We start from the raw sequence: 9795 nt of genomic DNA, 5'->3' as shown, positions 1-9795 counted from the left end.
CCCGCCATGCGCGCCATAGCCCCGCCGCCACCCGCCACCATCTTCATCATCTTGCGCGTCTGGTCGAACTGCTTCAAGAGCCGGTTGATCGCCGCCACATCCGTGCCGCTCCCCCGCGCAATCCGCGCCTTGCGCACCCCGTTGAGTAGGGCCGGATTCTCCCGCTCCGCCGGCGTCATCGACTGGATGATCGCCTCCGTCTGCTTGAAAACGCTGTTGTCCATCTCCACATCCTTGAGCGCCTTGCCCACCCCCGGGATCATCGACGCCAAATCCTTGATATTCCCCATCTTCTTGATCTGCTGGATCTGGTTCAGGAAATCCTGCATCGTGAACTGGTCGCGCGCCAGCTTCTTCTGGAGCTTTCGCGCCTCCTCCTCGTCGAACTGCTCCTGCGCCTTTTCCACCAGCGACACGATGTCCCCCATCCCCAGAATCCGATCAGCCATCCGCTCCGGGTGGAACACATCCAGCGCCTCCATCTTCTCGCCCATACTCACGAACTTGAGCGGCTTGTCCACCACCGACCGGATCGAGATCGCCGCCCCCCCCCGCGTATCCCCGTCCAGTTTCGTGAGCACCACGCCGTCGAAATCCAGCCGTTCGTTGAACTCCCGCGCCGTATTGACCGCATCCTGCCCGGTCATCGAGTCCACCACAAAGAGGGTCTCGGATGGTTTCACCGCCGCCTTGATCGCCGCTATCTCGCGCATCATCTCCTCGTCGATCGCCAGACGCCCCGCCGTGTCTATGATAATGGTATTGAACGTCCCCCCCCGCGCCTTGGCATACCGGATCCCGCTCTGAACCAGCCCCACCGCATCTGTCTTGTTTTCCGGCTCGGAGTAGACCTCCACCCCGATCTGTTCCCCCAGCACCCGGAGCTGGTCGATCGCGGCCGGCCGGTAAATATCGGCTCCGACCAACAGCACTCCCCTCCCCTTCTTCTTCAAATGCAGGGCGAGTTTCCCGCTGAACGTGGTCTTCCCCGACCCTTGCAGTCCCGCCACAAGAATCACCGCCGGAGTGTCTTTGAGGTTGATCGGCGCAGCCGTCCCCCCCATCAGCGCCGCCAGCTCGTCGTGCACGATCTTGACGATCATCTGGCTCGGATTGACCGCCTTGATGACTTCCTGTCCGATCGCTTTCTGCTTCACTTCGTCGGTAAAGCTCTTGGCCACTTTGTAGTTGACATCGGCCTCGATCAATGCCCGCCGGATCTCTTTCAACGATTCGGCGATGTTGATCTCGGTGATCCGCCCCTGTCCTTTCAGTATCTTGAACGATCGCTCGATCCGGTCACTCAGATTCTCAAACATATCTATCCGCGAGTTTAATTACGATTACGTTTCATCAAAGCCTCGAAAACCGTCCGGCGCAGCGTCCCCGCCGCGTCGTCGCAGGAATACTCCCAGTACATGACCCCGCGCAGGCCGTTGTCCTGCACATAGCGGCATTTGAGCCGCAGAGATTCCGGATCATCGTAGACGCACAGCATCGTGCCCGCCGTATCCGCCACATAGGGCACCCCCGCCACACTATCCCGGGCATAGACTTGTCCCGGAAACGCCCTGGCAATCGCCGGCCAACTGAGATAGTCCGAATAGCCCCGTGTCGTATTGGCGTGTCCGTAGAATGGCACCCCCACGACGATCTTGTCGTCCGGCACTCCGGCCTTGCGGTGCGCCTCGACCGACTGCACCACGCTCCAACGGGCCCGCGGCGACGGATACAGCGCCGAGTGGTGGGCATCCCCTGCCGGCCGCCCCATGTCGTAGCACATCAGATTCACGAAGTCCACGTACGGCAGCACCGCCGGGAAATCGATATGCCCCGCCCATGCTGCCGACGCGAAGGTCAGCAGCCGCTTTTTCCCGATCGCGCGGCGGAGTTCGGCCATCAGTTTCGTAAAGTTGTCCACATCTCTCGGCCCCGCAGTGATCCCCGATGCACTGCTGCCCGGATATTCCCAGTCGAGATCAATCCCGTCCAACCCGAACTCCCGCACGATCCGCCGGCAGTCCCGCACGAACCGCTTCCGCAGCGTATCGTTGTCGGCCATCTCCGAAAAGCCGCCGGCCCCCCAGCCGCCGATCGACAACAGGACTTTCAGCTGCTTATATTCCCGTTTCCATGCGACAATCTCCCGCAAATAGTCCGGCCGCGGCACGTGCACGCCGTCGAACGAGGGTTTCACGGTTCCGAAAGCGTAGTTGATATGGGTGAGCACTTCCGGTTCGATCGCGGCCCGGTTCCCGGCCGTGATGTATGCCAGCACGATTTTATCGTTTGCCCGCTCCGCCGCCTGCACTGACGAGACTCCGCCATGAAATCCCGCCCCCCAAGGCCCCAGCCCGAGAAGCGCAAGAATGAACAGCTGTTTTGTTTTCATGGTCGATCCTTGTTGTTATCCGCCGCCTCCCCGAGCGCTACATCCGTTCCGGCATTTCGATTCCCAGCAAGCCCATCGCCCGCCCCAGCGTATCCGCCACCTGAGATGCTAACGACAGCCGGAACTGCCGATCCGCCTCGGAAACTCCCTCCTTGAGGATCGGATAGTCGTGGTAGTATTGGTTGAACTCTTTCGCCAAGTCATAGGCATAGGCCGCCACCACCGCCGGAGAGAATTCCTCGCCCGCCTGCCTCACCACTCCGGCGAATTCCGCCAAAAGTTTGATCAGTTCGATTTCCTTCGGCTCCGGCACCCGTCCCTCGTCGAACTGCGCCCCGGCAGAGGCCGCCGCCGCTGTGTCTCCTGCACCCGCTCCCCGCCGCTGCAAGGATTTGATCCGGGCATAGGTGTACTGGATGAACGGCCCCGTATTCCCGTTGAAGTCGATCGATTCCCGCGGGTCGAAGAGCATCGTCTTCTTCGGATCCACTTTCAGGATAAAGTATTTCAAAGCCCCCAAGCCCACCATCCGCGAAATCTCGGCGATCTCCTCGTCCGACAGGCCGTCTAACTTGCCTGCCTCGACCGCCACTGTCCTTGCCGTCTCGATCATCTCGGCGATCAGGTCGTCGGCGTCCACCACCGTCCCTTCGCGCGACTTCATCTTGCCCTCCGGCAGCTCCACCATCCCGTACGAGAGGTGGTAAATGCCGTCAGCCCAGCCGAAACCGAGCTTCCCGAGAATGAGTTTGAGCACCTGGAAGTGGTAGTTCTGTTCGTTCCCCACCACATAGATCATCTTGTCGAGGTTATACTCTTCGCGCCGCTGCACCGCCGTCCCCAGGTCCTGCGTCATGTACACGCTCGTCCCGTCTCCCCTGAGTAAAAGTTTTTGATCCAGCCCGTCCCCCGTCAAGTCGGCCCACACCGATCCGTCTTCTTTCCGAAAGAAAACCCCTTGTTCCAGTCCCTTCTGTACCAGCTCTTTCCCCAAAAGATAGGTGTTCGATTCGTAATAGACTTTGTCGAACGACACGCCCATCGCCCGGTAAGTCTCGTCGAACCCGGCATAGACCCAGCTGTTCATCCGCTCCCACAGTCCGTACACCTCCGGATCTTTCGCTTCCCACCGGCGCAGCATCTCCTGCGCTTCTTTCATAATCGGGGCCTCCCGCTTCGCCTGTTCTTCGTCTAAGCCGCGTTCCATCAGCTGACGGATTTCCGCCTTATATGCCTGATCGAATGCCACATAGTATTTCCCTACCAAATGATCGCCTTTCATCCCGGACGATTCCGGGGTCTCGCCGCCGCCGAACCGCAGCCAGGCCAGCATCGACTTGCAGATATGTATCCCCCGGTCATTGACCAAGTTGGCTTTCAGTACGTTGCATCCGTTCGCCTCCAGAATCTTCGACACGGAATATCCCAAGAGGTTATTCCGGATGTGCCCCAGGTGCAGCGGTTTGTTGGTATTGGGCGAGCTGTATTCCACCATCACTGATTTCCCGCTGTCGCACACGAAGCCGTAGTTCGGGGTCTGCATCAAGTCCCCCAAACAGCCGAGCCAGAACTTCGGGGTGAGCGAAAGGTTCAAGAATCCTTTGATGACGTTGAAGTCCCCGATCGTCTCTCCGCAATGCTCGCGCATCCATTCCCCGATTTCGGTGGCTGTCTGCTCCGGCGATTTGCGGCTCAATTTCAGCAATGGGAAGGTCACCAGTGTATAATCTCCTGCAAATTCCTTGCGTGTCTTGGCCACCTGCAGCTCCGGCAGTGCCCCGCCGTCGCCGTAAAGCGCCCCGACAGCCTGCTTGGCACATTCCCTGACTGTATTTTCTGCGTTTATCATATCTGTCGTATCGTATTCAAAATCCATTATTCCTGAACAGAGCCTTGCCGGTTGCTTTGTGCTGTGAGTCGTCTGCTTTTTCGTTTTGGGTGTGCCCGGCGGCACCGCTGAGGCCGGCGATTCTGCAAATCGCAACAACTATATAAATTGTACTGATTTTTATCGCCTCAAACCGGTTTCGCCTTGTCGGGCGTCCGCGCGTCCAGCGCATCCCCCTCAAGGCAAAACACGACGCTTCCGGAAGGGCTTTTGCGTGCGTCTTAATTACTCGCGATCGAGCCGCGCCAGCGGAGGCGTTTCGGGTAGTTCCAGCCCGGTTCGAGTGCCGAACGGTACCGGGTCGGACGCCCGGGAGAGAACGCAACGAGCACTGCTGATTTGCGGGCCTCCCGTGGGGAGGCGTCCGGCCCGCCCGGTTCTGCGAACCGGATTCTCATCGGCACTCGCGACCAATACGGTTCCGAAGCACGAGTACGACCCGAAGCCAGCGGTACCGCTCGGTGCCCGATCCGAGTTATTGTCCGGTCGCATTTCTGCCCGGAGCCCGCGGAGGCGCATTCGAGCAACGCGAGAGTTGCGCCCCTCCGCCCGGGGTGGCTCCGGGGCGTCATCGAAAGATCATAACCGAACCGTCTTTCTCCGCCCGCGAAAGCACCCCCGGAAATGCCGCGTTTTGCCTTGAGAAGCCCGTGCGGGTGCGCGGGCTTCGACAAGGCGAAACCGATTCCCGGTGACTTCTTTGCTTCCTTTAACCTGCGGTTTTCCTCGCGCTGCCTTGGCATAGCCCGCAAGCGGTCTCTGCCCTCGGTACGCTGCTCGGTTCTTGGTCACCCAAGAAAGTAAATGTCCGCCCGGCAGGAGGGCAATGAAAAAACGCCGGTTCGAGTGCCGAGCGGCACCCGGCTCGCGGCGACAAAAAACGTACAATAAAACAACCCGCATTTTTTCGGCCCGTCACCAAGCCCTCCAAAAGCCGCTATGCGATCTTGGCGACAAGGCTCCGACGCCCCCAAGCACCACACCCTCAAAGCACCAGAGCACCACTGCCAGAGAAGCCCGGCCCGTCGCTCGCCGCCCCCTGTACCCGCAGCAAAACCCCGACAAAAACATTCGCCGCCAGAGCCCCTACTCCGGCGCCGTCGCCAACACCAACTTGTACTTATTGTCCCGCGCGATATTCATCACCTTCACCACCTCGTCCACCGGCACCGTGCGGTCGCAATGCAGCGAGACCGTCGGATCCTCCACCCCCTCCAGCTTCGCCTTGAGCCGGCCCGCCAACTGCTCGAACGGCACCTGCTCGGTTTCCACGAAAAACTGCAAATCCGCCGTAATGGAAACCGTCGTGTACGGTTTCTCCTTGTTCGTATTGCTGCTTTTGGGCAGCAGCAATTTCAACGCGTTAGGGTTGATCAGCGTCGTAGAGATCATCAGGAAAAGCAGCAGCAGAAAGATCAGGTCGGTCTGCGACGCCGAACTTCCCCCCATATCCACCCTCGAACCCCTTTTGATAGCCATAGTTTTTACTGCCGTTTAGTGAATTGGCCGACGAAAGCCGGATTCTCCTTAGCCGTCACGATATCCATGAACGCGATCGTGTTGGCCTCCATCTGGAACACCAGCTTCTCGATCCGCGCCACCAGGAAATTGTAGCCGAAATAGGCCGGAATCCCCACCACCAGCCCCCCCACCGTGGTAATCATCGCCGTGTACATCCCGCTGGCCAGGATAGAGAGGTCCACCGAGCCCCCCGCCGCCGCCATATCCATGAACGCCTGCACCATTCCCAACACCGTCCCCAGGAATCCGATCATCGGCGCCCCGCCCGCCGTAGTGGCCAAGAACGGCAGTCCGCTCTCCAATCGCGAAACCTCCAAATTGGCCACATTCTCGATCGCCGCCTGAATATCCGCCTTGGGCCGTCCTAAGTTCAGTATCCCCTTCTCGATCATCCGCGCCACCGGGCTCCGTTTCGCACGGCAATACTGCACCGCCTGCTCTAACTTGCCCTCATAGATGAGATCCCGGATCTTGGCCATAAAACCTGCGTCCGTTTTGCCCGACGCCTGGCGAATCATCCAGAACCGCTCGAAAAAGATGAAGATCGTAATAGCCGAAAGGATCGCCAGCGGAATCATCAGCCACCCGCCGGCCAGGATCAGCGAGCCGAGGCCTATGGTTTCGGTTTTGGCCGCCGCCTGCGCGGCTTGCAAAAGCATCATTTTTATACAGGATTTTTAAAGTAAAGCGTTATACCGGCAAAGGTAAAAAAAAACGGAAGAAAACCAGCGGTGCCGACTTCAGCAAGAGCGGTCTCTACCCTGAAAGACCGGCAGGCCCGGATCGGGTGCCGTAGGTAGCACCCGCCGCCACGGCCGATTCCGGATATTCTCTTCGGCGAGCGCAGACCGGCCGGACAAAACGACCGTATATCTGAATCGAATCTCACCAGGGCGATAACTGCAAACCACAGCACGAACAGACAAAACGACCGCATGCCTAAATCGAATCTCACCAAGGCGATAATTGCAAACCACAGCACGAACAGACAAAACGGCCGTATGCCTGGATCGAACCGGAGCCGCCTATTCCGCCTCGATCCGGATGCCCGTTTCCCGGCCGTCGAGGCGGAAAACGGCTGCCGATACCGGCTTCATCGCTATCCGGACGGATTCTTTCCCCGCCGACCAGCGCACATCTTTCAGACCGGTGCCATACACGTACCGCCCCTTGTACCCGACAGGCAGCTCGGCCTCGACCCGCCGGCCCGACGGGTTGACGGCCACCAGATAACACGGCCCGTTCTCAGCTCTCCGCAGGTAGACCATCGGATAGGGGCGACCGATGTCGCCGACCAACTGCCATTCGCCGCGCGTCGCCAGCGCCGCCGTCCGTTTGCGCAGGGCGAGCAGCCCCCGGACATAGTTCAGCAGCGAGGCCGGATCGTCGTTCTGCGCCTCGACGGTAGGCCGTTGCGGGTCCGGATCGAGAGGCAGATATAGCGAATCGGCGGGCCCGGCGGAAAACCCGGCGGTCGGCCCGGCGGCCCACTGCATCGGGGTGCGGCTGCCCGACCGGTTGGCGTTCCGCCCCATGATGCTCCCCTCCTTCTCCGGCCAGTCGGGGAGAAAACGCATGCCGATCTCGTCGCCGTAATAGATGAACGGCGTGCCGGGCAGGGTCAGCAGGAAAGTCAGGGCGACTTTCAGCTGCCGGGGGTCGGTGCGGTCGCCGCAGGCGAGCCGCTGGCAGTCGTGGTTGGCGGTGGGCAGCGCGATATATCCCAGCCCGCGCGTCTTTTCGCGCTGGCGGGTGTAGTTTTCGACGAATTCCCGGATTTGTCCCGCGCCGAGGGTCTGGAAATAGCAGGTGTCCTGTTTGATTTCGACCCCCTCCTTATTGAAAAACAGCGACGGAAATCCGGGTGTGCCGAACTGCATCATAAAGTCGATGTGGAATCCGGCGGCAAGGGCCTCTTCCGGACGGCTCCACTCGGAGATCAACACTCCTTCGGGATAACGTTCGCCGAACCATGCGCGCATCTCGTGCCACAACCGGCGGGTCGCGACGTGGCCGGGGTCGTTCTTGATCAGGCTCGACGCCATATCGACCCGAAAACCGTCTACGCCTTTGTCCATCCAGAAGGCGATGATGTTTTTCAGCTCGCGCCGCACGGCCTGCGGCCCGGGAGCATCGACGGACTGTTCCCACGGATTGGCGGGGTTCGGTCGGGCGAAGCCGTAATTCAGGGCCGGCTGGCAGTCGAAGAAGTTCTTGAGGTAGTTGCCTTCCCGCGGGGCGTCGGATCTGACATAGTTGGAGCCGGGCGGGAGGATGGAGTCGGCGTCGGTCCAGATGTAGTAGTCGCTGTACCGGAGGGCGGTGTCGGCCTGACGGGATTGCAGAAACCACGGATGCCGGTCGGAGGTGTGGCCGGCCACCAGATCGAGGCAGACTTTGATCCCCCGCGCATGGGCTTCGCGGACGAGCCGGACGAGCTGTGCATTGGTGCCGTACCGTGGAGCGACGGTGTAAAAGTCGGTCACGTCGTATCCGCCGTCGCGAAATTCGGAGCAAAAAATGGGATTCATCCAGATGGCGGTAACGCCGATGGAGTGTATGTAGTCGAGTTCGGAGAGGATGCCGCCGAGGTCGCCGATGCCGTCGCCGTCGGAGTCTTTGAAGCTGGCGGGGTAGATCTGGTAAAACACGGCGGTGTCGAGCCACTGCGGAAGGGGCGAGGGGGCGGTTCGGGCCTGTGTGCTGCCGCCCATGACGCTGACGAGGGCGATGGCGGCGAGGAAAAATCTTTTCATAGTTCGAGTCGGATTAATAAGATTTCAAAGTTACGAAAAACCCCGCATTTCCTTGCGGAAAATGCGGGGCGGTGTCCATTCCTGCGCGAGTGGCCTAACGGATTTCGGCGGGAATGACGGTGTGCAGGTAACGTAAATAACTGTGATAACAGATACCGAACTGGGGGTAGACGTATTTGCGCCATACCCATTTGTAGCAGCGGTCGTGCCGCTCGGGTTCGTAATGCTGGGCGGTGAGCTCCTGCAAAGCCCGGGCCCGCTTGTAGTATCCTTTTTTGTTATAGGCCATGATGGATAGGTGTTGGTATAATAATATGCTTTGGTTTCTGTTTTGCATCTTCCGATGCCTGCCGTAGTTTTTTATGGCTTCGAGCCGGCGGGGCTGTTTGGGGTAGTTCCAGCCTGGCTCGGGTGCCGAGGGCAGCGGGTCGGACGCCCGGGAGACTGCAATCAAGGACGCTTGCGGCCTTATTGCGGGCCTCCCGTGGGGCGGCGTCCGGCCCGCCCGGTTCTGCGAACCGGATTTTCGCCAGCGCGCGGGACAAATACAGTTTCGGGCCACAGCCTGCGGAGTTGGGGTAGTTCCAGCCCGGCTCGAGTGCCGAGCGGCACCGGACTTCCCGCGGGGCGTAAGGGCAGTACCCTCTATTTAAGGCGGAGCAAACTCCCCAATTCGTGTGCCGAGCGGCACCGCGCGCGACGGCTGGAATAGGAAATCGTTCAAAAGCATGAATTGCTTTTGAACCGGATTTCCGCCAGCGCGCGGGACAAATACAGTTTTGGGCCACAGCCTACGGAGTTGGGGTAGTTCCTGCTCGGCTCGAGTGCCGAGCGACACCCTCCGCCGGGGGTGGCTCCGGGCGTCATCGGGAGATCTTTGTGATAAACCGTACGGTTTTTTATCGCCTCGAGCCGGCGGGACATTTGTTCTTTATATAAAACTTTTTTTTGATGCCCTCATGCCGGGCGGGCACTTCCTTTCTTGGGTGACCAAGAACCGAGCAGCGTACCGAGAGCAGAGATCGCTTGCGGGCTATGCCGAGGCAGCGCGAGGAAGACCGCAGGTCAAAGGAAGCAAAGAAGTCACCGGGAATCGGTTTTGCCTTATTGAAGCCCGCGCACCCGCACGGGCTTCTCAAGTCAAAACACGGCATTCCCGGGTCTGCCGTGTCTACCTGTTTCCGGGAGTGCTTTCGCGTGGGAAGAAAGACAGCTCGGCGATGATCTCCCGAGGACGC

At 59.9% G+C, this 9795-nt stretch carries 7 protein-coding genes; all 7 read right to left on the bottom strand.

What is annotated here, in order from left to right; genetic code table 11:
• The coding region (ffh, locus tag Q0Z93_RS08175) for a signal recognition particle protein (RefSeq protein ID WP_298064446.1) at nucleotides 1-1319 on the bottom strand (1319 nt) is incomplete at its 3' end.
• 14 nt (nucleotides 1320-1333) lie between these two features.
• Complete coding sequence (locus Q0Z93_RS08170) at nucleotides 1334-2392, bottom strand: glycosyl hydrolase family 18 protein (RefSeq protein ID WP_298064445.1); 1059 nt, start codon at nucleotides 2390-2392, stop codon at nucleotides 1334-1336.
• Nucleotides 2393-2429: 37 nt separating this feature from the next.
• Entirely contained in the window at nucleotides 2430-4241 is a 1812-nt protein-coding gene (argS, locus tag Q0Z93_RS08165; RefSeq protein WP_298064444.1) for an arginine--tRNA ligase, read from the bottom strand.
• Nucleotides 4242-5366: 1125 nt separating this feature from the next.
• Nucleotides 5367-5759, bottom strand: a complete 393-nt coding sequence (locus Q0Z93_RS08160) for a biopolymer transporter ExbD (RefSeq protein WP_298064443.1) — start codon at nucleotides 5757-5759, stop codon at nucleotides 5367-5369.
• Between the two features lie 5 nt (nucleotides 5760-5764).
• Nucleotides 5765-6463 (bottom strand): MotA/TolQ/ExbB proton channel family protein, encoded by a 699-nt coding sequence (locus Q0Z93_RS08155; protein ID WP_298064442.1) that lies wholly within the window; start codon nucleotides 6461-6463, stop codon nucleotides 5765-5767.
• A gap of 363 nt (nucleotides 6464-6826) precedes the next feature.
• Nucleotides 6827-8557, bottom strand: coding sequence for an alpha-amylase family glycosyl hydrolase (locus Q0Z93_RS08150; protein WP_298064441.1), 1731 nt, complete (start codon nucleotides 8555-8557; stop codon nucleotides 6827-6829).
• A 94-nt stretch (nucleotides 8558-8651) separates the two neighbouring features.
• Nucleotides 8652-8846: a hypothetical protein gene (locus tag Q0Z93_RS08145; protein ID WP_298064440.1), complete on the bottom strand. Its 195-nt coding sequence runs from the start codon at nucleotides 8844-8846 to the stop codon at nucleotides 8652-8654.
• Nucleotides 8847-9795: the final 949 nt, after the last annotated feature.

The organism is uncultured Rikenella sp., assembly GCF_947628055.1.
Lineage (GTDB): Bacteria > Bacteroidota > Bacteroidia > Bacteroidales > Rikenellaceae > Rikenella.
Note: the sequence above shows the minus strand (reverse complement) of the source record. Positions and strands in the feature narration are given on the sequence as shown.